Below are 23,571 nucleotides of genomic sequence, written 5' to 3' on the forward strand. Positions count from 1 at the left end.
CTAAGCCCCCAGCAGCTCGGGGAGGAACAGGGCCAGTCCCGGCACGGCGATCAGCAGGGCGACGTGCGCGAGGTCGGCGACGAGGAACGGCACAATGCCCTTGAAGACGCTCATCAAGGGGATGTCCCTGGCCAGGCTGTGGACCACGTAGACGTTCATCCCCACCGGCGGGTGGACGAAGCCGATCTCCATGGTGCGCACCATCAGGATGCCGAACCAGATCGGGTCGATGCCCATCTCCTGCACCAGCGGCAGGAAGATCGGGATGGTCAGGGTCATCATCGCTAGGCCGTCGAGGAACATGCCCAGGACCAGCAGCAGGACCACCAGCACGAGGATGACGCCGAGCGGGCCCGCGTCGAGGCTCTCGATCAGGCCCGCGACCCGCTCGCCGAACCCGGTGGCGGCGATGAAGGTGGAGAAGACGATGGCCGCGATGACGATGGCGTAGATCATGCCGCTCGTCTCGAGCGTCTCGCGCATGGCCTTCTTCAGCGTCGCCCAGTCGAGCCGCCGGCGCCACAGGCCGATCCCCAGGGCGCCGACCGTGCCCACCGCCGCCGCCTCGGTCGGCGAGAACCAGCCCACCGCGATGCCGCCGATCACCAGAATGACCAGGAGGCCCACGTCCGCGAGCCTGCGGATCGCCGCGAACCGCTCGCGCCAGCCGGCCCTCGGGCTCACCGGGCCAAGGGCGGGGCGCCATTTGCAGAGCAGGTAGATGACGGCCATGTAGAACAGGGCCTGGGTCAGGCCCGGGATGATGGCCGCGGTGAACAGCCGGCCGATCGACTGCTCGGCCAGGATCCCGAACACGATCAGCGCCGCGCTCGGCGGGATCAGCACCCCCAGAGTGCCGCCGGCCGCCAGGGCGCCGGTCGCCAGCGCCGGCGAGTAGCCCGCCCGCCGCATCTCCGGCAGCGCCACGAGGCCGATCGTGGCGACGGTCGCCAGGCTCGAGCCGCTGATCGCCCCGAAGCCCGCGCAGCCGGCGATCGAGGCCAGCGCCAGGCCGCCGGGCCGGTGGCCGACGAACTTGGCCGCCGCATCGAAGAAGTCGCGGCTCGCCCCCGCCGAGAAGGCCAGATGCGCCATCAGCAGGAACAGCGGCAGGACGCCCAGCTCGTACTTGGAGACCACCTCGAAGGCGACGACGCCGGACTTGATCAGCGCCGCCTCCGGGCTGATCAGCACGGCGAGCCCGCCGATGCCGACGACGCCGAGCGCGACGGCGATCCGCACCCCTGCCGCCAGCAGCACCAGCAGCAGGACGACGCCAAGGAGGCCGAGGGCTTCAGGCGTCATGGGCCGGCGGGGGCACGGGCTCGCGGGCGAGCGCCTGGCGGACGAAGAAGACCGCGGTGGCCAGGGCCGTCAGGCACCAGAGGATGCGCAGCGGGACCAGGGGGAGGCCGAGCAGCTCGCTGCGCTCGTCCGCGCCCCAGACGTCGGCCACGAGCCAGGCCGAGCCGGCGAACAGCAGCAGGAAGAAGGCCGCGCCCAGCCAGGCGCCGAACCTGGCCAGCGCCCGCTGCACCGGCATGGGCGCCCGCTCGGTGAGGACGTGGACCGCGGCGTGCGTCCTGGCCAGCGTCGCCGCCAGCAGCGAGATCGAGGCGGCGATCACCACCAGCACCTGGACGATCTCGATGGCCCCGATCAGCGGCCGGCCCAGGTGCCGCCCGGCGACGCTCGCCAGGTCCACCGCGCCCGCGCCGAGCAGCGCCAGCCCGCCCACCGTCAACGCCGCCGCCGTCAGGCCCTTGCCCGGCTCCAAGGCCAACGTCCCGCTCCCTTAGTTTGTTTGTCTTATATACGATTTGGACGCTAAACCGTCTCAGCGCCGGCGGTCAACAGCATCGCTTCTTTCCTTTCCCATCCATGGGAAAGGGGGACCGCGCGCCGAAGCCGGCGACCGCCGGCTGAAGAGCGCGGGGTGGAAAGGGCAAGCCACAGGCGCGGCTGCCCGCCGCTCCACCTTGCACGGGTTCGATCCGCCGCGCAGGCGGCTTTCCCTCTCCCCCACCCGCTCTTCGCTCCGCTCGGCGGGCGGGCCCCCTCTCCCGCTTCGCGGGAAAGGAAGGGGCGCTAAGGCTCGGCGATCTCCACCTGGCCGGTCAGTCCATCGTAGGTGACGCGGTAGTGGCGGAGGAAGGCGCGGCCCAGGATGACCCGGTGCCACTGCTCGCCTTCCTGAAGGCGCACACCGGTGAAGGGTTGGAAGAGCAGCCTGTCGAGGCCGGGTACGTAGGTCCGGGCCGTGTAGATGTAGGCGCGGTGTCGGCCGCCCACCCCGCTGATCTCTCCGATGTCGTGGACCGGAAGCCCGAGACTTCTCGCCAGGGCATCGTCGATGCAGTCGGCGCCCGCACCGGTGTCGATGAGGGCCTTGATCTTCTTGACCGGCAGGTCCGGCGGTTCGCCCGCAGGCGAGCGCGACCTGAGGCCGATATCTACCTGAATGGTCGGCCCGAGGCGGACCAGAAGGTCAGCGGGGCTCTCCCCCGCGACGCCGGACTTAAAGCCCGCCTGTGTCGAGCGCATGCGCCGGCCGGAAGACCATGCCGCCGGTCAGCTGCACCGGACCCGCCCCGACCTGACGGATCAGATGCGGCCCGTCGCCGAAACGGTCGACCGCCAGGGCCGCCGCGGATTCGAAATCTGGGAATACGCCCACGAGCGCGCCGTCATGAAACAGAACCCACTCGCGCCGGTGCTTGGCCTCGAGGTCCGGCCGCATGCGGTCGAAGGCGGCGATGTCTTCCATCAGGCTGGCCATCGGATCCCTCCTCGCGTCCAGGGAGCTGTCGCGAAGCTTGAATCGAGTCGCGCCGACGCGCGTTAAGCGATCTTAACCAACAATCCGGCGCGGCTCGATGTTCTAGCCGAACACCACCCGATCGCCATCCCAGGCGAACTCGGCCTTCAAACCCACCGCGGCGCTGATTTTTGCCACGTACTCCGCCACCGCCTGGCCCTGCTCGCTGCGGCCGAGCACCTGGGGCTGGCCGGTGGGGGCCATCCAGCAGGGGATGAAGCCGGGGCTGACCCCGCCGTCCGCGCCGATGCGGCAGTCGGCGATGATCACGTTCTTGGCTTCCGGGTGGAAGGGATAGAGCGGGTAGTCTGGGTCGGGTTCGAAGCCAAACAGGGCCTTGCGTTTGATCGCCCACTCGCGCCGGGCGGGGCTGTCGTTGCCCTCCACCGACAGCGCCCGGGTCACCACGACGAAGTTGCCGAGGCCGTGGAAGATCGGTCTGCCGCGGTAGATCTCGACGCCCTGCAGGATGTGGCCGTGGGAGCCGGTGACGATGTCGGCGCCGGCGTCGATGGCGGCGCGCGAAACCGCCTTCTCGTACATGGCGAGCTTGGCCGGCGTGTGGACCAGGCCCTTGTGGAAGGCGACCACCAGGACGTCCACCTGCGGCCGGAGCTCTGCGATGTCGGCCTGCATGGCCTCGATCGTGTCCGGATCGGCGAAGGTGTAGACCTTGGGCGGCCCGCCCGGGTTGGCGCCCTCGGTCTCGTAGTGGGTGATGACCTTCACATAGGCGCATCCGGCGTTCCCCGGCCCGGCCCAGCCTTCCTTCGGCCCCACGCAGTTGTAGCTCAGCACGCCCACCCGCCGGCCGGCGCGCTCGACGATGGCGGGCGCGCGGGCCTGCGCCAGGTTCAACCCCGCCCCGGTGGTGGCGACGCCCACGGCGCGCAGCCCCTCCACCGTGTCGGCGATGCCCTCGGCGCCGCGGTCGTGGATGTGGTTGCCGGCCAGGGTGGCGACGCCGAAGCCGGCCCTCGCCACCGCCTTCAGGTTCTCCGGATCGCTGGCGGGCGCCGGCACGTCGCCGACCGACTCCACGCCGCGGGTGGTGTGCGGAACCTCCACGTGGCCGATGGCCAGGTCCGCGGACCGCAGCGTCTCCCGCGCCCCGTCGAAGAAGAAGTCGGCGTCGGGCTCGTCGAGCACCAGATCGCCGACGGCCAGCAGTCGGAAGGTCATGGGATGGTCTTAGGCCGCCGCCCGGCCGGACTCCACCGCGGCCCGCTCGATCAGCCGCCGGGCGTGCGCCCCGCCCGCGTCGATGCCGAGCACGACGAGCCGCTTGTCGGGGTGGGCCGCGATCGACTTCTGCTGGGCCTCCAGCACCTCGACGTCCTCGGCGAAGACCGCCGCCTGGCTCTGGCGCATCCGCTCGGTGAGGCCCGCATCGCCCACGTCGAAGCCGCGGGCCATGCCCCAGTAGTACCAGCAGCTGGTCTCGGTCTCCGGGGTCATGAAGTTGACCACCACGCCTTCGACGCCCTGCGAGCGGTCGCCCTCCGGCGCGCCGGTGCCGGCCAGCGCCACCCCCACCTCGATGGTCACCGCGGCCGGCAGGGCGAACCGGCAGATCTGCCAGCGGTCCACCAGGCCGGGCTTCCTCAGGAAGGTGCGCCAGAACGGCGGGGCGTCGATGTCCCGCATCCAGCGCTCGACGATCACCGCCTCGCCCTCGACGCGGGTCTCGATCGGCGCCTCGACGATCTCCTTCTGGCCGATGGACGAGGGGTGGACGTAGGTCTCGTGGGTCAGGTCCATCAGGTTGTCGACCAGCAGCCGGTAGTCGCAAGCCACCCGGTAGGCGTCCCCGTCGAAGGTCCAGGCCTTGTCCTCGCAGAACCAGAAGTCGGGCAAGAGGGCCGGGTCGGCGGCCGCCTCGTCGCCGATCCACACCCAGACGAACCGGTAGCGCTCGACGATGGGATAGGCCTTCACCTGCAGCTTGCGCGGCGGCTCCTCCTGGCCCGGCATCTCGACGCAGCGGCCGGCGCCGTCCACCAGCATGCCGTGGTAGCCGCAGCGGATGGCGTCGCCCTCCACCTGCCCCATCGAGAGCGGCAGCAGCCGGTGCGGGCAGTAGTCGCCGAGCGCCACCGCCGTGCCGTCGCCCTTGCGGAACAGCACCACCGGCTCGCCGCAGATGGTGCGGGCCAGCGGCTTGCGGCTGACCTCCTTGTCCCAGGCCGCCACGTACCAGCGATTGCGGATGAACACGGGCGCGCTCCTCAGGAGAGATTGTTTGTGTCGCGTACTATTTGCCTGCGGAGGCGGCGGGTCAAGCGGCCCTCTTTCCTTTCCCATTCATGGGAAAGGGGGACCGCCCGCCGAGCGCACGTGAAGAGCGGGTGGTGGAAAGGGCAAGCCATAGGCGCGGCGCACTGGCGCGCTCCGATCTGCACTCGCCCAGAGCGCGGAGTGTGCGTCTCGCCCCCTCCCCCGCTTTGCAGGGGAGGAACGGGTCAAAGGACTGGCAGCGTCACGGTGGAGCGCGGGTCGATGCGGATCGTCGCCTTGGCCGCCGCCCCGGGCCGCGCCCGTTCGCGCGGATCCGAGCCGGTCACCGCGACCTGGATCCGGTGGCCCTTGGGGACGGTGTGGGCGACGGCGAGGAGGTCGAAGGTGACCTGGACGGGCTCGCCCGGCGTCAGGGGCTGTTCGTCCTCGCGCCAGCTGCGGCGCCAGGGCAGGCCGAGGTTGTTCCAGGGCGGATCGTGCAGCTTGCGCAGCGAGGCCCGCTGGCGGCCTTCGGCGAGGACGGTGACGGTCCCGTCGGGGGCCACCTCCTCGAGGTAGACGAAGAGGTTGGCCTCGGGCTGGTCGGCGGAGATCCACAGGTCGGCGACCGGGTGGCCGACGAGGGTCAGGTCGGCTTTCAGCGGCGGTTGGGTGTAGGCGGCGCCGTGGCTCGGGTGGCAAGGGACCGCGAAGGCGCCGGCGGCGGGGCCGGTCGCCTGCGGGTCCGGCGGACAGGTGGGCTCGGGCTCGACCTTGAAGGTCTTGGCGGCCAGGCGGATCGCCTGCGGCCTGGCCTGCGGCAGCGGCCATTGCGAAGCCGTCTGCCAGCTCCCGCCGCCCCGGCCGTCGTAGCGCCAGTAGTGAACGGGCGGATCGTCCGCGATGCCGGTGTCGATCCCTTTGAGGTGGTGGTCGAAGAACCGCAGCTGCTCTGAGAGGATGTCGAAACCGTCGAAGCGGCAGTGGCGCCAGGGCCCGATCAGCATCCGCGCCTGGCCCGGCAGGTTGGCGAGGGTGACGAAGCCCTGGGTGCGGAAGTCGTCGAGCCAGCCGCCCTGGATGTAGAGCGGAACCCCCGACTGGCGGACCATGTCCAGCTTCACGCCGACCGAAACCTCGTACCAGAACCGGCTCATCACCAGGGGCGAGAAGCTGTCCCGATAGGGGCTGGTGCGCATCAGCTCGAAGAGGTTGGTCGAGGCCTGATGCTCCTCGGCCGCCTGGCGCAGCAGCACCTTGGCCTCGTCGCCCTGCACGGGCGTGGTCTGCATATCCTGCTCGACGGTGCGGGCCGGCCCCGTGCCGAACTGGGCGATGACGCTGCCGCGCAGGTGGCCGTCGTAGCGGTCGAGGGAGAAGCAGCCGGCCCATGCCGCCTTCAGCGACGGCGGGCGCATGGTCAGGGCATGCATCACCGCCTCGCCGGTGTTGGAGCAGCCGTACATCCCGGCGCGGCCGTTGGACCACGGCTGGCGGGCCAGCCACTCGGTCATCTCGTAGGCGTCGTAGTGCTCGGTGAAGTCCTCGTAGCCGCGCCGCACGCCGAACGAGGCGCCGTTCCCCCGCCGGGCGACCACCGCCACGACGTAGCCGTGGCGGGTGAGCTCGGCGAGCCCAGGCCGGGGCTCGCCCACCCCGGCCGGATCGATGGCCAGGGTGTTGTGCCAGATCACCGGGAATCGCCCCTCCACCGCCTTGCCGCCCCGGGCCGGCCGGTGGACCGAGACCGCGATCCGCACCCCGTCCCGCATGGGGACGTAGAGGGAGGTGGTCTCGGCCTCCTCGAACTGCGGCGCCGGCTTGTAGGCGCCGAAGTCCGCCGGCTGGGCCAGGGCGGTTCCGGGGAGGAACAGGGCGAAGGCGAACAGGAACGCGAGGAGTCTCGGCATCTTACCAGCGCTTTGAGACCTCGAAGGAGATCATCCGCCCGATCGGGTTGGCCACCTGGTTGTCCCACGAGAAGTTGCCGTTCAGCACCACCGGCGGGTCCTCGTCGAACAGGTTGGTCACCGCCGCCGAGATCCGCAGCCCCTCCAGCCAGCGCGGCCCGTCCTCGAACTCGTAGGCCAGCGAGGCGTCGACGAGGGTGTAGCTGTCGACGTCGACGTTCGGGGTGACGGCGGTGTTGCGGTATTCGTCGACGTAGTTGACGAAGGCCGCCGCCGACCAGCCGCCCATCCGCCAGGTGAGCGAGCCGCGGGCCCGCAGGTCCACCGGGTTGCCGAAGGTGTCGACCACGTCGACCTCCGCCACGCCCGGCGCGGTCATCCGCTTCACGTGGAAGATCTTGGCCAGGTCCAGCCCGGCCCGCCAGTCGCCGATCGGCGTCTCGAACCGGTAGCCGAGGCTGACGTCCAACCCGTCCTGCTTGAGGCTGCCGAGGTTGTGCCGCCGGCCGTCGACGATGACCAGGATGTTGCCGACGGGCTCGACCGGGTTCTGCAGGTCGGGGCTGGCCATGATCTGCGCCACCAGGGCGTCGAAGGCGGCGGTGGCGGCCGCATCCGAAGCTGGCGGGCGGCGGAGGATGAAGGGGGCGTAGACGCTCCCCTGGGCCATGGCCGTGAACGGCACCGCGTCGATCCGGTCGGTGTACTCGATGTTGTAGTAGGTGACCGAGGCCTCGAAGCCCTCGAGGAAGTTCGGCCTGAAGTCGAAGCCGACGGTCCAGGTCTCCGCCTCCTCCGGCCCCAGGCCGCTGTTGCCGCCGTTGAAGGCGATGCCGCGCCGGGTGCCGGTCGGCGAGGTCGGGTCGGTCAGGTTCTGGATGAAGTAGTTGAGGATCTGATCGGCGGAGTCGACCAGCGACGGGGCGCGGAACGAGGTGCCCCAGGTGGCCCGGAGCGCGAGGCCGTCGAAGGGCGAGTAGAGGGCGCTGACCTTCGGGTTCGTCGTCTCGCCGAAGTCCGAATAGGTCTCCCAACGGACGGCGAAGTTGAGGTCCAGCCTCTGGACGCCCGGCATCGCGTTGCCTTCGCCGACCAGCGGCACATAGACCTCGCCGAACACCGCGTGGATGTCGCGGGTGTTGTGGACCGCCTTGGTCGTCTCCGCGCCAGAGGCCAGCACGTTGGTGGCGAACAGCGACTGGCGGAAGCTGTTGTCGTGGTACTCGGCGCCGACGGCGGCGCGCACCGGCCCGCCCGGCATGTCGAACAGCGGCCCGTCCGCCTTGATGGCGAAGTCCTGGGTGATGGTGGTGCCGTACTGGTCGCGCTCGGCGTCGATGATCTCCAGCAGGGCGGCGTTGTTGGCCCGGTTGAAGGTCCCGTTGCCGAACGGATTGAAGGCGGTCGCCGGGTTGCTGCTGGCCAGGGCCGCGGTGAGCGCGGCGTTGTTCAGCACGTTCTCGCGGGCCTGGAAGCCGCGGCTCATGTTGTGGGCGAGGTAGCCGTCGATCTGCCAGTCCCAGCCCAGGTCGAAGGAGAAGCCGGCCGCCTGGTGCTGGACGTTCTCGAAGCCGTAGGAGTTGGGATTGAGGTCCTCGACCAGCCGGTACTCGACGTTGACCGAGGTGGGCGTCGGCGTGACGCCGGCCGGGACCACGTACCAGGGGTTGGTGTTGGGGACGCGGATGCCGCCGGTCGGGAAGGCGGCGGGCGGGGCCGCCAGGTCGAACTTGCGGCGGCTGTAGAGGCCCTCGTACCAGACCTCCAGCCGGTCATCGACGTCGTAGTGGATGTTGAACAGGACCGTGTCGCGCTTCTGCCAGGGCAGGATGTCGGCGTAGTCGGACTCGTCGTAGCGGTTCGCCGTCCCCGGTGCGAGGCTCGCCGGGTTGAGGCCGACGCCGCTGGTGTTGGGCAGCGGGTAGCGGACGCCGCCGATCACGATGTTGCCGGGGACGGCGGTGAACTGGCGCTGGTCCGAGCCGCCGCGGTCCCGCCGGTCCTGGCTGAAGAAATCGCGCTTGGAGCCGGACAGGTGCGAGTTGTCCGAGTGCTCGTAGGCGAAGAAGACGCTGCCCTTGTCCCAGACCTTGCCGAAGGTCTGGCTGTACATCCGGGTCTCGTAGTCGTCGGCCATGCCGTAGCGCAGGGTCGTCTCCGCCCCGTCGAAGCCGGTGCGGGAGATGAAGTTGACCACGCCGGCCACCGCGTCCGAGCCGTAGATCGCCGAGGCGCCGTCCTGGACCACCTCGATGCGGGCGATGGCGGCGGTGGGGATCTGGTCGGGGTCGGTGATCGCCTTGATGACCCCGCCGGGAGCCAGGCGCCGGCCGTTGAACAGCACCAGGGTGGCCTCGGGGCCGATGCCGCGCAGGTTCAGGCTGCGGATGGCGGTGGAGTTGGCGGCCGCGTCCTGGGCCCCGCCGGTGAAGCTGGAACGGCTCGGGTCGGCGCCGAGGTTGAACACCTGCGGCAGCAGGCGGACGGCCTCGGAGGCGGTGGCGACGCCGCTCTCCTTCATCTCCTCGACGGAGACGCCGGTGGTGGGCGAGCCCAGGGCCGCGACGCCGCGGATGCTGGTGCCGGTGACGACGACCTCGCCGACTTCGGTGGCCTGGGCGAAGGCGCCCGAGGCGGCCAGAGACGCGGCGATGGCGATGGCGGATGCGCACGCAAGGCGCGCGCGTTGGCTGATGGCCCCCAAGTCGACCTCCCTTGTCCGCGCCCGCCGTAGTTTGGTTCGGCGGCCCTGCGGTTTGCTGACGAAATAGTATTGGACACAAACTAATTCGACGCAAGCGGCATAGCGGCGGTTTGCCGAAATCCCCTCCCCTCTGGTCTGCGAGGATCCGGGTTGGGACCACCAAGACCACCAAGGCGGTCAGCGTGACCTCCGGGGCCGGAGCGAACGGTGGGCTGCTCCGCCCCTTGGTGGTCTTGGTGGTCCTGGTGGTTAAACGGCGGCCTTCGGCGCCGGGGCGGCGCGGAGCGCGAGGGCGAGGAGGGCTGCGAGGACAGTGACGCCGGTCAGCAGGTAGACGGGGGCGCCGAAGTCGCCGGTCTGTTGGCGGATGACGCCGATCAGGGGGGTCATGATCAGGCCGGCGGTGTTGCCGACCATGTTGACGACGGTGATGCCGGCGCCGGTGGTCTCGCGCGTCAGCAGCGAGATCGGGATCGGCCAGAAGGCGGACTGGGCGCCGCCGAGGCCGAGGCCGGCGAGCAGCAGCAGGACCACGGTATGCCAGCCGGGGGGGATCAGGAAGGCCGCCAGCATGGCCGCGCCGCCGAGCAACGCCGCGCCGGCCAGGTGCCAGTAGCGCTCGCCGGTCAGGTCGGAGTGCCAGGCGTTGAGCAGCATGCCGGCGCCGACGCCGATCCACGGCAGCGCGGTGATCAGGCCCACCTGGAAGGGATCGCCGCCGACGATCTGCTTCACCACCTGGGCCATCCAGAACATCATCCCCAGCGCCCCGGCCAGCAGGCAGAACCACATCGCGGTGGCGGCCCAGAAGCGCAGGTCGGCGAGGAAGGCGAGGCTGCCGCCCTCGGGCGGCCGCTCCTTCGCATCCTTCTCGATCTCGGCGGCGGCGAAGGCCTTCTCGTCCGGCGACAGCCAGCGGGCGTCCTGGATGCGGTCGACGAAGACGAACCAGGCGGCAAGGCCGCAGAGCACGGTCGCGGCGCCTTCCACGAACATCATCAGCCGCCAGCCGCCGAGGCCGGCGATCTCGAGCGGCAGGGTCATCAGCCAGCCGGAGAGCGGCGCGCCGATGACCTGGGAGATCGGCACCGCCAGCATGGTCCCGCCGACCGCCGAGGCGCGGAACCGCTTGGGCATCCACAGGGTCGCCAGGTAGGTGGCGCCCGGCGCAAAGCCGCCTTCCGCCACGCCCAGCAGGAAGCGCAGGACGTAGAACTGGTCCGGCGTCTGGATGAAGGCCATGGCGGTCGCCACCGACCCCCAGAACACCACCGTCGCCACCACCCAGCGGCGGGCGTGGATGCGCCGAAGGATCGCCGTGTGCGGGTACTGCAGCAGGATGTAGCCGGCGAAGAAGAACAGGCCCGCCCCGCGGCCGTACATCTCGGGCGAGAGCCCGATCTCGGCGTTCATCTCCAGCGCCGCGATGGCGATGTTGGAGCGGTCGAGGGAGCTTAAGAAGATGAGGAAGGTCAGCGGCGCGATCAGCCGCCAGAAGATCTTGCTCTTCAGCCGCCCTTCCTCGGGCGAGATCGCCGGGGCGCTCACGCGGCGGGATCCAGGAAGCGCAACGGCACGGACAGGGCGCCGATCTCCGGGCAGCGGGTCGGCCGGATCTCGCCGGCCAGCTCGAAGCCGCCGGGCGTGCGGGCCAGGAGCTCCTCCAGCGCGACCTTCAGCTCCAGACGGGCGAGCGGCATGCCCAGGCACTGGTGGGGCCCGCGCCCAAAGGCCAGGTGGTCCCTGATGTTGGGCCGGTTCAGGATGAACTCGTCGGCGCGCTCGAAGACGGCCTCGTCGCGGTTGGCCGAGGCGTAGACGAGGGCGATGGGTTCGTCCTTGGCGATCTTCCGCCCGGCGATCTCCACATCGGTCTTGGCGGTGCGGGCGAAGCCCCGGTAGGGGGTGTAGAGGCGCAGGAACTCCTCGACGGCGTCGCCCATCAGCTCGGGCTCGGCCCGCAGCCTGGCCTGCAGGTCCGGGTGGCGGGACAGGTGCACGCAGATGCTGCCGATCAGCACCGTGGGGGCGATGATCCCCACCACCAGCACCTGACGCACCGTGCCGACGATCATCTCGTCGGGCAGCGCCTCGCCCCGGTAGCGGGCGGCCAGCAGGGCCGAGGTCGGATCGGTCTTCGGGTCCAGCGGGCGGGCCTTGCGCTCGGCGATCAGGGCGCGGGCCATGTCGTAGAGCGCCAGGCTCGTGGCCTTGACCGCCTCGTCGTCGAAGGCCTGGACGGCGATGTTGAAGGCCCGGCCGGCGTCGTGCAGCACGTCGAGCTGGGCCTGCGGCAGGTTCATCCAGGCCCCGAACACCCGCACCGGCAGGTGGCTGGAGAACTCGGCGCAGATGTCCCCGCCGCCCTTGGCGACCATCGGCGCCAGCAGTTCGGCGGCGAACGCCCGCGTCGGCCCCTCCAGGGCCGCCACCCGCTCGGGCCGCATCAGCGGATTGAGCGCGTTGCGGTAGGGCGTGTGCTCGGGCGGGTCCAGGTGCAGCGGCGGCCGGCGGCCCGTGAAGGCGAGCTTGGGCACCACGTTCTGCACCGAGGTGACGTAGTTGGGATCGGCCAGGATGGCGGCGACGTCGGCGTACCGCAGCACCGACCAGAAGCCGTTCCAGGCCCGGCTGTAGGCGACCGGACAGCGGCCGCGCAGGTCGGCGTAGAGGGCGTACGGGGAATCGAACGTCTCCGGCGCGAGCGCGTCGTAGTCTTCGTCGCGGAGGGCGGTGGTCATGGCTTGGGCTCCAACTCGTTCGTTTCCCGCACCATCGCCTCCCCCTCACTCCTACCTCCCCCGCGAAGCGGCGGGAGGGGGACCAGTCGCCGAAGAGCGACTGGTGGAGGGGGCGGGCCGCAGGCAGGGCCTCGCCACAGCGAAACGGCCGACGCGGGTGGATGGAGAGGTGACCTGGGCTGCGCCGAGGCCGAGTGCGTGGCCTGCCCCCTCCACCACCTGCTCTTCGCTGCGCTCGGCGGGTGGTCCCCCTCCCGCCGCTTCGCGGGGGAGGTGGGAAGGGCATGCGTTCCGCTCACGGCGCGACCTCCACGGTCACGCGGCGCTCTTCCCAGTCGCGGAGGCCGTCGCCGCCGCGGGGGCGATCGTCCCAGAGGACCTCCACGGCGGGGGCGCCGAGTTCGCGGATGAATTCGGCGACCTTCTCGGCGCGGACGCGGGCGATGGCGGCTTCCTCGGTCATCACCCCGCCGTCGGTGAGGCCGACGGCGCCGCGGTAGCCGGTGACGGTGACGCGCCGGGCGTTCGCCGCCTTGGCGTAGGTGGCGATCTCCCGCAGCGGGAAGGCGCTGCGCAGGAAGATGTGGTCGCGGTCGAAGTCGAACCAGACGGTGGTCGTCTTCGGCCCGTAGGGCGGAGGCGGAGGCGGCAGGACGGCGGGCGGGCGAGGACGCGGCGGCACGGTGGAGGGGCCGGGGCCGCGCTCGGCGTGCTCGATCCGGTGGCCCTGGGCCTTCAGCACCCGGTCGCAGTGGGGCGCCAGGGGCTTCAGCACCGAGGCGCGGACGGGCTCCAGGACGATGCCGCCGCAGAGCCGCCTGTCGGTGACGACGCCCTCCACCAGCGTCTGGTGGCCGAGCTGGGGCGGGTAGAAGGCGGCCGAGGCGTCGGCCTGGATGCCGAGGTAGTAGAGCCTCCCCTCGTGCTCGGCGAGCCAGCAGGGGACCGGCTCGGTGTCGCGGATCACCGGACAGCCGACGAAGGCCACCGACTGGCCGGGCGCCGGCGGGGCCGGCGCGGCGCCGAGGCTCAAAGCGGCGAAGGCCGCGATGGCGAGCCGGGCCCTCACAGCACGCTCAGGAAGTTGATGAGGTCGCGCCGCTCGCGCGGAGTGTAGCGGATGTCGAAGCGGCGATCGTAGAAGTCGACAAGGGCCGCCAGGTCCTTGGCCGAGCCGTTGGCGAAGTAGGGCGCGCGGGCCGCCAGCCCCCGCATCTGCTGCATGGTGATGGAGCCGATGTCGACGCACTTGCCGCTGATCAGCGCCCGGCCGGGGTCGTGCGTCAGCACCACACGCCCGAGGAAGGGGTGCGGCTCGACGTCCGGCCGGCAGGTCAGGCGGAACAGCGGCAGATCCGGGTTCGGGTCGGCCCAGGGGCGGTTGTTGACGCCGATGTCCATCCACCCGGGCGCCAGGTCCATGCCGGTCATGTAGGCGTTGTGGCAGGTGGCGCAGGTCCGCTTGACCGGGTTGCCCAGGCCGATGGTGTTGAGGTGGGTGGCGTCGCGGATCCAGAAGGTCCGCAGCAGGAAGACCTGTTCGCCGCGGGCGACGGACTCGCGGAAGGCGCGGGTGCGGCGGCCCTGGCCCGGCGCGGCCTTCCAGGCGTCGAACTTGCCGAACACCGGCTGGTGGGTGTTGTCGCCGAGGAGGCCCGCAGGCTTGTCGCGCAGGGCGGCGGGGCCGAGGCCCTCGGCGTCCAGGGCGCCGGCCCGGCGGTCGAAGCCCTGCGCCCCGAACAGCTGCATCTCGAAGGCGGCGATGGCGGCGAGCTGGGCGTCGGTGGGCCGGCCCTTGATCTGCAGGTGGGTGACGGCGGCCTCGACGGCCTGGGTCTTCAGGGTCAGCTGCCGGGAGTCGGCCATCAGCTGCTGGCTGACGAAGGCGCCGGTCTCGGGATCCCTGGGGAAGACCTCGCCGGTCTTGATGTTGAAGAAGCCGTCGGCGGTGGTGACGAACTTCATGTTCATCACCGGGCGCGGCCGCCGGAAGATGGAGACCATCGGGTTGGGGCTGTTCAGCCCGTAGACCGGGTCGGTGTTGCAGCCGGTGGGGTCGCGGACGACCTCGATGGTGAACTCGGGCGCGATGGGCGTGCCGTCCGCGGCCCTCGGCGGCCAGGGCAGGAAGATGCGGAACAGGCCCCGCTCCAAGAGCAGCGAATGGGACGCGCGCCTGTCCTGCGGCAGGCTCGGGCAGTTGGAGCCGTCGATGGCGGCGAACAGCGGGTCCTTGCCGCCGGTGGCCGTCCAGCGCGCCTGGGCCGTCGCGGCGGAGATGCTCATCCCGTCGCTGGGCTGGTGGCAGGTCACGCAGGCCCGGCCGTTCTCGCCGATGGGGGTGAAGAAGGGATGGCCGGCCAGCGGCACGGGGCCGGCGGCGTCGATCAGGGCGAAACGCCCCTCCCCCGCTGTGTAGTCCACCGCCGCGGGAAGCACCGCGTCGGCGCCCGGCGAGAGCCAGAGCTGGGCCCGGTCGGGGTCGCGGCGCAGCGCCGTCTGGGCCTGGGTCCCCTGCGCCGGCGTGTGGCCGGCCACGACGCCGGTCGCGCCCGGCTCCGGCTCCGTCTGGGCCGTCGCCGCCAGGGCGAAGGCGCCGAAGACGGCGGCGGGCACGAGCAGCAGGGAACGGCCGGACAGGCCCACTGAGATCAGTCCTCGTGAGGCTTGGCCAGCCAGCTGAGGGCGAAGACCGCCGCGGCCGCGGCGAGCACCACCGGGATCATCACCCCGAACACCTGGCCGGCGCTGTAGCCGGCGTTGCGCAGTTCGCCCGCCACCAGCGGACCGGCGATGGACCCCAGCCGGCCGACCGCCACGGCCGCGCCGGAGCCGGCCGCCCGCACCTGCGGCGGATAGAGCGACGGGATCACCGCGTAGAGCGAATACTGCGCGCCCAGCAGCAGGAAGCCCGCCACACCCGACAGCACCAGCACGGCGGTGAGCTGCCCGGCGGCGGCGAGCGCGCCCATGGCCAGCGCCAGCAGCAGGAAGGTCAGCGTCACCGGCCAGCGGTAGCCGGCCCGGTCGACCACGAAGCCCAGCAGCAGGGCGCCGGCGATGCTGGTCAGGTTGAAGGCCAGCGCCGCGGAGGAGCCGGCGGCGGGGGTGAGGCCCTTGGCCACCACCAGCGTCGGCAGCCAGTTGAGCATCAGGTAGAGCACCACCAGGGTCATCACGAAGACGACCCACAAGAGCAGGGTGGGCACGGCGCGCCCCTGGCCGAACAGGCCGCGCCAGGTGCTGCGGTCGGCGCCTTCCTTCTGCTCGGGCCGGGTCTCCGGCAGCAGGAAGAAGATCAGCGGCACCAGGATCAGCGGCACGATGCCGCCGATCATGAAGATGCTCCGCCAGGCCAGATCATCCCCCATCAGCCGCGCGAGGAGCGACACCGATGCGCCGCCCGCGGGCATGCCGCAGAACATCATGGTGACGGTGGCCGCGCGGCGATTGGGGGCGCTGATCTCGGTGGCGATGGCGATCAGGTTGGGCATCGCCCCGCCGAAGCCGAGGCCGGTCAGGAACCGGGCCCACAGGAGGGCGTCGTAGCCCTGGCTGACGGCGGTGACGATCGAGAAGACCCCGAACATCGCCACCGAGACCAGCAGCACCGGCTTGCGGCCCACCCGGTCGGCGAACCAGCCGCCGAGCACTGCGCCGATGACCAGGCCGATCATCGCCGCGCTGGCCGCCCAGCCCTGCTGGCCGGGATTGAGGCCGAGGTCGGGGACCAGCTTGGGCGCGGCCACCCCGAAGGCCTGGATGTCGAAGCCCTCGACCGCCGCGATCAGGAAACAGATGAGGACGATCAGGCCGGCGCCTGCGCGCCCCCGCACCGCCTGCGCCGCTTGCGCCGTCACCCTGGCCTCCCCGCCTCTCGCCGGCGCGTGGCCGGCGGATGATTGTTTGAATGTTCTACAGTATGTGTCGCCTACAGCAAGGCCGCGGCGCGTCCAGCTTGGCGCCGTTCGCGCGCCCCCTCCACCGCCTTCGGCGGTCCCCCTCCCCCGCTGCGCGGGGGAGGAGCCGAACGCCCAAGCTCCTCCCCCGACGCGAAGACGACGGGGGAGGTGGATCGGCGCGAAGCGACGAGACGGAGGGGGCGCTACAGCCCGCCCCAGACCTCCTCGGCGACCTTCACGCAGAGCTCCAGCTTGCGCCGCTGGTCGTCCACGCTGACGTCGTTGCCGTGGACGGTGGAGGAGAAGCCGCACTGCGGGCTGATGCACAGCTGCTCGAGCGGCACCAGCTTGGCGGCCGAGTCGATGCGGCGCTTCAGGTCGTCGGCATCCTCCAGCTGCGGCTTCTTGGAGCTGACGAGGCCGAGGACGACGTACTTGTGCTTGGGCACGAACCGCAGGGGCGAGAAGTCGCCGGCCCGGTCGGTGTCGTACTCCAGGAAGAAGCCGTCCACGTCGATCTGGCCGAACAGCACCTCGGCGACCGGGTCGTAGCCGCCCTCGGCGACCCAGGCGGACCGGAAGTTGCCGCGGCACAGGTGGACGCAGGTGATCATGTCGTCCGGCCGGCCGGCGATCGAGCGGTTGATCAGGTCGGCGTAGAGGGCCGGCAGCTTCTCCGGGTCCTCGCCGCGCCGGCGCGCGTCCTCGCGCAGGGCCTCGTCGCACAGGTAGGCGAGGTTGGTGTCGTCGAGCTGCAGGTAGCGCAGGCCCCGGGCGGCCAGGTCCGCCACCTCCTCGCGGTAGACGCGGGCCAGGTCCTCGAAGAACTCGGCCATGTCGGGATAGGCGGTCTTGTCCACCGCCTCGCGGCCGCCGCGGAAGTGGGCCATCGACGGGGACGGGATGCTCACCTTCGGCGTGCGGGTGGTGACCGATTTCAGGTAGTCGAAGTCGGCGCCCTGGATCGGCTTGGTGCGCTTCAGCTTGCCGGTGACCTGCAGCTTGGGCGGGGCGAAGTCGAGGTCCCCGTCCTCGCGGTGGAAGTGGGCGGCCATGCCGGTCATCACCGCCTCCATCCCCTCGATCTGCTCGAGGAAGTCGATGTGGAAGTAGGTGCGCCGCGCCTCGCCGTCGGTGATGCCCTGCAGGCCGCAGGACTCCTGGAAGGCGACGACCTCGCGGATCGCCTCGTCCTCGACCTGGCGCAGGGTCTCGGCCGTGATATCGCCCGCATCGCGCGCCGCGCGGGCGGTGAGCAGCCGGTCGGGGCGCAGCAGACTGCCCACATGGTCGGCCCGGAACGGCCGCTTCTCAGAGCCCATGGCGATCTCCCTGATTGTTTGTGTCAGTTACGATCGGAGGAGGCGGGAAGGTCAAGCCATAGACCTCTCCCCGCTCAGCGGGGAGAGGGTAGGGTGAGGGGCGAGCCGGCGAAGCCGGCGAGTTCGGGCCGACGCGGCGTGGCGGAGAGGCCCCCCCTCACCCAACCCTCTCCCCCCGCTTGGCGGGGGGAGAGGTCTGAAGATCAGAACTCGAACTTGGCCGTGGCGTAGATCAGGCGCGGGGCCACGGGCAGCGCCACTTCCTGGCCGGTGGGCGGCAGGGTGGCGTGGTAGGCGTAGTAGACCTCGTCGGTGAGGTTGGTCCCGTTGATCGACAGCTCCAGGCCCTCGATGGCCGAGGGGCGGAAGGCGATCTGGGCGTTCCAGAGGGTGTAGGCGCCCTGGAAGCTGGTGGGATCGCCCAGCGTCAGGAACTGGTCGCCCTTGTGGGCGGCGTCGACGCGGAAGGTCAGGTCGCCGACGCCGGTGCGGGCGACGTACTGGGCGCCGGCGTTGATCGACCATTCCGGGATCTGCGGGATCGGATCGCCGACCTTGACCGCGTTGGGGCGGTTGAAGGGGTCGGTGAGCGCCCGGGCGTCGGCGCTGAGGCTGGAGAACTCGGCGTCCACGTAGCCGACCCCGAGGTTCAGGGTCAGGTCCTCCACCGGGATGGCGGTGGCCTCGAACTCGAACCCGGCGATGTCCGCATCGCCCGAGTTCTGCGTGGTGCGCAGGTTGGCGCCGGTGACCGGGTCGCGGGTCTGGACGGTGAGCTGGATGTCCTCGTAGTCGCTCCAGAACACCGCCAGGTTGGCCACCAGCCGGCGGTCGAACCAGTCGGTCTTGGCGCCCAGCTCCCAGGTGGAGACCTCCTCGGGCTCGTAGCGGGGGGTGGGCACGAGGGCGGTGGTCGAGCCGCCCCAGCCGCCGCTCTTGAAGCCCTGGGAATAGCTTCCGTAGAGCAGGATGTTCTCGGCCGGGCGGTAGTTGACGCCGACCTTCGGGGTGAAGGCCTCCCACTGCTGGTTGTCGGTCGAGAACGGCACCCGGACGGAGTTCACCTCCGTCGCGTGCAGCATGTAGCCGTAGTCCTTCTCCTCCCAGGTGTAGCGGCCGCCGAGCGTCAGCTCGAGGGCGTCGGTCAGGCGCAGGGTCTCCTGGGTGAACAGGGCCCAGCTGCGGGTCTTGGAGTAGAAGTAGGTGCGGGTGTCGGCGGCGTCCGAGGCCATGCGCTGGGCGGCCGGCACGTTCTGCCACAGGCCGTGGTAGCTCTCGGTGTAGAGCTTGGACGAGCCGTTCTCCTCGAAGGCGTAGAGGCCGACCAGCCAACTCAGCCGCTCGTCGAAGGCCGTGCCGAAAGCCTGCAGCTCCTGGCTGTACTGGCGCTGGTAGAGGTCGGTCTGGGAGGTCTGCAGGGAGTACGGCGTCTGGTCGCCGTCGACGCCCACGTGGGCCTCGATGCCGCGCACGGCGGTGATCGACTTCAGCGTCAGGGCCTCGTTCACGTCCCAGGCGGCGACCACCGAGACGCCGCCGATCTCGTAGTCGTCGTCGATCGGCTGGGTCCCGTAGTTCTTGTAGGGGTCGCTGCTGACCCAGCGGCCGTCGATGATCGAGCCGGCCGGCAGGCCCAGGCGCAGGTTCTCCGCCCCCGCCGCGAAGGTGTTGAAGCGCGGGGTCTTGGGCGGCGGATAGGGCGGCGTCGGCGAGGTCAGCACGTTCAGCAGCTGGCCCAGCACGCCGTTGTTGTTCTGCTCGGAGTAGTCGGCGTTGACGGTGACCTCGAAGCCCGGGGCGAAGTCGAACAGCAGGGCGCCGCGGACGATGAAGCGGTGCTCGTCGTTGCCCTTCTCGCCGGTCAGGACGCGCTCGCTCCAGCCGTCGGAGTTCAGGAAGGCGGCGGTCAGCTTGCCGCCGACGAAGTCCTGGACGATCGGCCCGTTCACGCCGGCCACGAAGTCGGCCCGCCCGTAGGAGCCGACGCGGACCTTCATGACGCCGTCGAGGTCGCCGGAGACCTTCGGGCGGGTGGTGACGATGTTGATCGCCCCGCCGATGGTGTTGCGCCCGAACAGAGTGCCCTGCGGGCCCTTGAGCACCTCGACCCGCTGGATGTCCTCCAGGCTCATCAGCCCGCCCACCGAGCGGGCGAGGTAGACGTCGTCGAGGTAGATGCCGATGCCGGGGTCGGTCGGGAACTGGAAGTCGCCGGTGCCGACGCCGCGGATGTAGCCGGCGAAGGCCGAGCCGCCGCCGGCCGGCCGGTTGGTCTGGTGGAGCTCCAGGTTGGGGGTGTAGTTGCCCACCCCCTCCAGGTTGGTCACCCCCCTCGCCTCCATGGTCTCGGCCGTGAAGGCGGTGACCGCCACGGGGGTGTCCTGCAGGTTCTCCTCGCGCCGTTGGGCGGTGACGACGAGCTCTTCGACGGTCGCCTGCGCCGAGGCGACCTGCGGCAGCCACAGGGCCGAGGCCGCGGCCCCGGCCAGCAACAGCGTACGCGCGCGAGCGGCCGAGCGGCCCCGCAGACCTGCGTGGAACATGGCTTTCCTCCCCAGTCGGCCGGACGCTTGAGCTGCGTCGGCCATTCGACTCAAAGACTGGCGACCAACCTTTGAGGCTGTCAATGGTAAGCTACACAAACAAACTGGCTTGCCGAACGCTTCTGGTCAGGCTTGACTGAAAAGACACAGGTCTGTGGGGGAGAGGCATGGCGATCGAGGGCGGCGCGTACGAGGTTCCCCGCGCCGAGCTGGCCTTCACCATCCATGTGCAGGTCGGCGCGCTCGAACAGATCGGCCCGGTGCCGGGCGGCGCCGCGCGGGTCATACCGATCACCGGCGGCACCTTCGAGGGGCCGAGGCTGCGGGGCGAGGTGATCCCCGGCGGCGCCGACTGGCAGCTCACCCGCCCCGACGGGGTGACCGAGCTTCGCGCCCACTACGGCCTGAAGTGCGACGACGGGACCATCGTGCAGGTGAACAACCGCTGCCTGGTGGTGCGCACCGAGGCCGGGGCCCGGCTGATCCGCAGCGTGCTGACGCTGGAGGCGCCGGAAGGCCCCCATGACTGGCTCAACAAGGCGGTGTTCGTCGGCACGCTGAACGCGCCCGGCGACGAGGCCGCCCCGGTGGTGATCCGGGCCTTCCAGATCGTCTGACCGAACGTGCTCCCGAGGAGGTATCGCCCATGAAGTTCCTGAAGGCCGGCCTGGCCTGCGCCCTGCTGCTCGGCGCCGGCGCCGCGATGGCCCAGCAGCCGCCGTCCGCCCCCAGCGCCTCGCTGGCCGTTCCGGCGGACGCGCCGCCGCCGAAATCCACCCCGCCCGGGCCGCACAAGGTGGCGATCGAGGCCGATCCGGGGCTGATGACCCACACCGTCTACCGGCCGGCGGACCTCTCGGCCTTCACCGGCGACGACAGACTGCCGATCGTCGCCTGGGGCAACGGCGCCTGCTCCAACGCCGGGCTGCTGTTCGCCAACTTCCTGACCCAGGTGGCCTCGCACGGCTATCTGGTGATCGCCTCCGGGCCCAAGGATGCGGTGCTGCCGGCCTTCGCCAGCCAGCGCGCCGGCCAGGCGGCGCAGTCGGCGGGCACGATTCCCGCCGGGCGCACCAACGACGAGGACCTCATCAAGGCCATCGACTGGGCGATCGCCGAGAACGCCCGCCAGGGCAGCCCCTATTTCGGCCGGCTGGACCCGACCAAGGTGGCGGTGATGGGCCAGTCGTGCGGCGGGCTGCAGGCCACCGCGGTGGCGGCCGACCCGCGCATCAAGACGGTGGTGATCTGGAACTCGGGCGTATTCAACGACCCGACCCGCATGTCCCCCAACGGCCAGCCGGCCCGCTCGCTGAGCGGAGCGACCAAGGAGAGCCTAAAGGCCTTCCACGCGCCGGTGGCCTACTTCCTCGGCGGGCCGGGCGACGTGGCCTACGCCAACGGCAAGGACGACTTCGAGCGGGTGACCGTCCCGGCCTTCTTCGGCTCGATCAATTCCGGCCACGGCGGCACGTTCAACCACCCGGGCGCCGGCTGGTTCGGCGAGGTCGGCGTGAAATGGCTGGACTGGCGGCTCAAGGGCGACGCGGCCGCCGCGCGCTGGTTCGTCGGCGAGGACTGCGTCCTGTGCCGCGAGCCGATCTGGGAAGTGAAGCGCAAGGGCCTGTGACGCCGATATCGGCGAGGACTTGGTCAGGCCGGCTCGCACAGAGCCGTCAACGGCGGCGGCGCTCCTTCAGGATCATCGCCGAGACGTGGACGGTGACGGCGATCGAGAGGAACAGGAGCGAGCCGAGGAACAGCCAGCCCGTGGTCCGGGCGTCCAGCCGCCCGCCGACGCCCATGCCGAGGCAGATGAGGGCGCAGATCGCGAGGCTGATGCTCCAACCGCCCATGCCGGCGGCCTCAGGCCTCGGCCGGTTCGTTGGGCGGTTCGGCCGGCTCGCCAAGACGGCTCAGGTTCGCCTCGCGCACGCGGGCGCCCGCCTCGTCGTAAAGGAACGGCAGGAAGGCGTAGCGGCGACCGCGGGTGACCGGCGTCGCCTCGTGCAGCAGCGAGCAGGAGAACACCACGGCGCCGCCAGTCGGCGCGCGGTAGCTGCGCTGCCCGAACTCGGGAAAGCGCAGGTCCCCGCCATCGTAGTCCTCGGCGTTGAGGTTGATGGTGCAGGCGAACTTGCGGTGGGCGGTCCCGAAGGTGGTGTTGTCCCGATGGGCCTTGAAGTAGCCGCCCTCCTGCGCGTCGTAGCAGGCGACGATGTAGCGCTCGATGCGGGTGGCGGCGAACTGGAACGCCTTCTTGATCTCCGGCAGCAGGCGCAGGGCCAGCCGGCTGCGGATCTCGGCCCGGAACGCCTCGTCGTCGATGATGGCGTCGCGCCGCCGCTTGAAGTCGTTGAGCACGCCGACGGTCCGGCCGCCGATGTCCTGCATGATCCCCGAGGGCTCGCCGCCGCTGCTCTCGTAGTGGGCGATCAGGCGCTCGCAGAGCGGCCGCTCCAGGATCCTCGGCACGATCAGCACCGGGGCGTGGAGCTCGACGCCGGCATGGTCGTCGGGCGCCGGCAGGCGCTGGATCAGCTGGCCGAGGGCCTCGCGGGCCGAGAGGTCGCCGATGGCGAACACCCGCATGCTGGGATCGATGAGCACCCAGCACGGGCGATGGGCTCCGGCCTCGTCGAGCAGGCCGTAGCGCCGGGCGATGTCGCCGGGCGGATCGAAGAACCAGCGGAGCTCGCCGCCCTCGAGGCGGCGGGCGGGGTTCGGCGCCTCACGCGAGACGGCGAAGGCGACCAGGCGCTCAGGCCGGTAGAAGGCGCCCAGCGCGGCGAGCAGGCGCACCGCCTCGGCGCGCGGCGCCTCGTCCTGCGGCAGGAAGGCCAGCAGGACGAAGCGTCCGCCGAGGCTGCTGAAGTTGTAGCGCGGGTTCTCGAGGCTCGCCGCCTCGAACCACGGCGCCGGCCCGCCGGGGGTCACGCGCATGCCGACCTCGTTCATGGCCGCGCGCCCGGGGCGAAGGCGCCGGCGGTCCGCAACGTCTTGCGCAGGGCGATCACCGTGCCCGAGCGGGGCCGGCAGCCGGCCAGCTCGAATTTGGCGACGGTCTGCGGCGCGAGGCCGGCGGCGATGGCCAGCTTGTCGACCGTCCAGCCCAGCCTAAGCCTGCCCAGCCGGCAGAGCTCGGGCGTGAGCTCGTCGTTCTTCGCCAAATCGGCGAACGCCTCCGCGCCGCGAGGCTCCTTCTCGGCGCCGCGGCCCGCGCGGCGTGAACCCAGCCCAGTCATGCCGCGGGTTGTCGCACCGCGCACCCAGGCCTGAAAGAACAGGGCTGTTATAACAAGGCCATAGTTGAGCGATGTCGCGATGCGCCTATGTTCGATCGGCGCATCCGGCTGATCCCCCCCTTGACGCAGCTTGCGCGCCCGGCGGCGAGGCCCGTCTGTAAAGGCGCCC

20 protein-coding genes are annotated in these 23,571 nt (G+C 71.0%); 2 read left to right on the plus strand and 18 right to left on the minus strand.

Annotated features, from left to right (window positions below; all coding sequences use genetic code 11):
* From ACFSC0_RS00655 to ACFSC0_RS00725, 15 genes are all read right to left on the minus strand, one after another.
* Complete coding sequence (locus tag ACFSC0_RS00655; protein WP_377281277.1) at positions 1-1,305, minus strand: TRAP transporter large permease; 1,305 nt, start codon at positions 1,303-1,305, stop codon at positions 1-3.
* A complete protein-coding gene (locus ACFSC0_RS00660; protein ID WP_377281276.1) occupies positions 1,295-1,783 on the minus strand; it encodes a TRAP transporter small permease in 489 nt (162 codons plus the stop codon). Before ACFSC0_RS00660 ends, ACFSC0_RS00655 begins: the two co-directional genes overlap by 11 nt.
* 305 nt (positions 1,784-2,088) lie before the next feature.
* Positions 2,089-2,544 (minus strand): hypothetical protein, encoded by a 456-nt coding sequence (locus tag ACFSC0_RS00665; RefSeq protein ID WP_377281275.1) that lies wholly within the window; start codon positions 2,542-2,544, stop codon positions 2,089-2,091.
* The gene (locus tag ACFSC0_RS00670) at positions 2,519-2,779 is read right to left on the minus strand and encodes a hypothetical protein (protein WP_377281274.1); all 261 of its coding nucleotides are present in this window, start codon (positions 2,777-2,779) and stop codon (positions 2,519-2,521) included. The genes ACFSC0_RS00665 and ACFSC0_RS00670 overlap by 26 nt, the downstream gene beginning before the upstream one ends.
* 102 nt (positions 2,780-2,881) lie before the next feature.
* Positions 2,882-4,000 carry a CapA family protein gene (locus ACFSC0_RS00675; protein WP_377281273.1) on the minus strand — a complete coding sequence of 373 codons (1,119 nt, stop codon included), beginning with the start codon at positions 3,998-4,000 and terminating at the stop codon, positions 2,882-2,884.
* Between the two features lie 9 nt (positions 4,001-4,009).
* Positions 4,010-5,035, minus strand: coding sequence for an aromatic ring-hydroxylating dioxygenase subunit alpha (locus tag ACFSC0_RS00680; protein WP_377281272.1), 1,026 nt, complete (start codon positions 5,033-5,035; stop codon positions 4,010-4,012).
* 245 nt (positions 5,036-5,280) lie between these two features.
* The gene (locus ACFSC0_RS00685) at positions 5,281-6,945 is read right to left on the minus strand and encodes a CocE/NonD family hydrolase (RefSeq protein ID WP_377281271.1); all 1,665 of its coding nucleotides are present in this window, start codon (positions 6,943-6,945) and stop codon (positions 5,281-5,283) included.
* 1 nt (position 6,946) lies between these two features.
* Complete coding sequence (locus ACFSC0_RS00690) at positions 6,947-9,649, minus strand: TonB-dependent receptor plug domain-containing protein (RefSeq protein WP_377281270.1); 2,703 nt, start codon at positions 9,647-9,649, stop codon at positions 6,947-6,949.
* A 249-nt stretch (positions 9,650-9,898) separates the two neighbouring features.
* Positions 9,899-11,197 (minus strand): MFS transporter, encoded by a 1,299-nt coding sequence (locus ACFSC0_RS00695; protein ID WP_377281269.1) that lies wholly within the window; start codon positions 11,195-11,197, stop codon positions 9,899-9,901.
* On the minus strand, positions 11,194-12,390 hold the full coding sequence (locus tag ACFSC0_RS00700) for a cytochrome P450 (RefSeq protein WP_377281268.1): 1,197 nt from the start codon (positions 12,388-12,390) through the stop codon (positions 11,194-11,196). Before ACFSC0_RS00700 ends, ACFSC0_RS00695 begins: the two co-directional genes overlap by 4 nt.
* Positions 12,391-12,685: 295 nt before the next feature.
* Positions 12,686-13,459, minus strand: coding sequence for an OmpA family protein (locus tag ACFSC0_RS00705; protein WP_377281267.1), 774 nt, complete (start codon positions 13,457-13,459; stop codon positions 12,686-12,688).
* Positions 13,456-15,036, minus strand: coding sequence for a hypothetical protein (locus ACFSC0_RS00710; RefSeq protein ID WP_377281266.1), 1,581 nt, complete (start codon positions 15,034-15,036; stop codon positions 13,456-13,458). The genes ACFSC0_RS00705 and ACFSC0_RS00710 overlap by 4 nt, the downstream gene beginning before the upstream one ends.
* A gap of 5 nt (positions 15,037-15,041) precedes the next feature.
* Positions 15,042-16,250, minus strand: a complete 1,209-nt coding sequence (locus ACFSC0_RS00715) for an MFS transporter (RefSeq protein WP_377281265.1) — start codon at positions 16,248-16,250, stop codon at positions 15,042-15,044.
* 245 nt (positions 16,251-16,495) lie between these two features.
* The gene (locus ACFSC0_RS00720) at positions 16,496-17,614 is read right to left on the minus strand and encodes a 5-methyltetrahydropteroyltriglutamate--homocysteine S-methyltransferase (protein ID WP_377281264.1); all 1,119 of its coding nucleotides are present in this window, start codon (positions 17,612-17,614) and stop codon (positions 16,496-16,498) included.
* A 203-nt stretch (positions 17,615-17,817) separates the two neighbouring features.
* Positions 17,818-20,157 carry a TonB-dependent receptor gene (locus ACFSC0_RS00725; protein ID WP_377355024.1) on the minus strand — a complete coding sequence of 780 codons (2,340 nt, stop codon included), beginning with the start codon at positions 20,155-20,157 and terminating at the stop codon, positions 17,818-17,820.
* A gap of 167 nt (positions 20,158-20,324) precedes the next feature.
* On the opposite strand from ACFSC0_RS00725, the gene ACFSC0_RS00730 reads away from it, so the two are divergent.
* Together ACFSC0_RS00730 and ACFSC0_RS00735 are read left to right on the plus strand one after the other, a co-directional pair.
* Positions 20,325-20,774, plus strand: coding sequence for a DUF3237 domain-containing protein (locus ACFSC0_RS00730; RefSeq protein ID WP_377281262.1), 450 nt, complete (start codon positions 20,325-20,327; stop codon positions 20,772-20,774).
* Between the two features lie 29 nt (positions 20,775-20,803).
* A complete protein-coding gene (locus tag ACFSC0_RS00735) occupies positions 20,804-21,787 on the plus strand; it encodes an alpha/beta hydrolase family protein (RefSeq protein ID WP_377281261.1) in 984 nt (327 codons plus the stop codon).
* A gap of 46 nt (positions 21,788-21,833) precedes the next feature.
* Here ACFSC0_RS00735 and ACFSC0_RS00740 read toward each other — a convergent pair whose 3' ends face one another.
* Genes ACFSC0_RS00740 through ACFSC0_RS00750 form a run of 3 tightly spaced genes read right to left on the minus strand, consistent with a single transcriptional unit; the run spans position 21,834 to position 23,327 of the window.
* On the minus strand, positions 21,834-22,013 hold the full coding sequence (locus ACFSC0_RS00740; protein WP_377281260.1) for a hypothetical protein: 180 nt from the start codon (positions 22,011-22,013) through the stop codon (positions 21,834-21,836).
* A 10-nt stretch (positions 22,014-22,023) separates the two neighbouring features.
* Positions 22,024-23,115 (minus strand): 2OG-Fe(II) oxygenase, encoded by a 1,092-nt coding sequence (locus ACFSC0_RS00745; protein WP_377281259.1) that lies wholly within the window; start codon positions 23,113-23,115, stop codon positions 22,024-22,026.
* Entirely contained in the window at positions 23,112-23,327 is a 216-nt protein-coding gene (locus ACFSC0_RS00750; protein ID WP_377281258.1) for a helix-turn-helix domain-containing protein, read from the minus strand. Before ACFSC0_RS00750 ends, ACFSC0_RS00745 begins: the two co-directional genes overlap by 4 nt.
* Between the last annotated feature and the right edge of the window lie 244 nt (positions 23,328-23,571).

Origin of the sequence: Phenylobacterium terrae, assembly GCF_042681205.1 — a bacterium.
Classification (GTDB): domain Bacteria; phylum Pseudomonadota; class Alphaproteobacteria; order Caulobacterales; family Caulobacteraceae; genus Phenylobacterium; species Phenylobacterium terrae.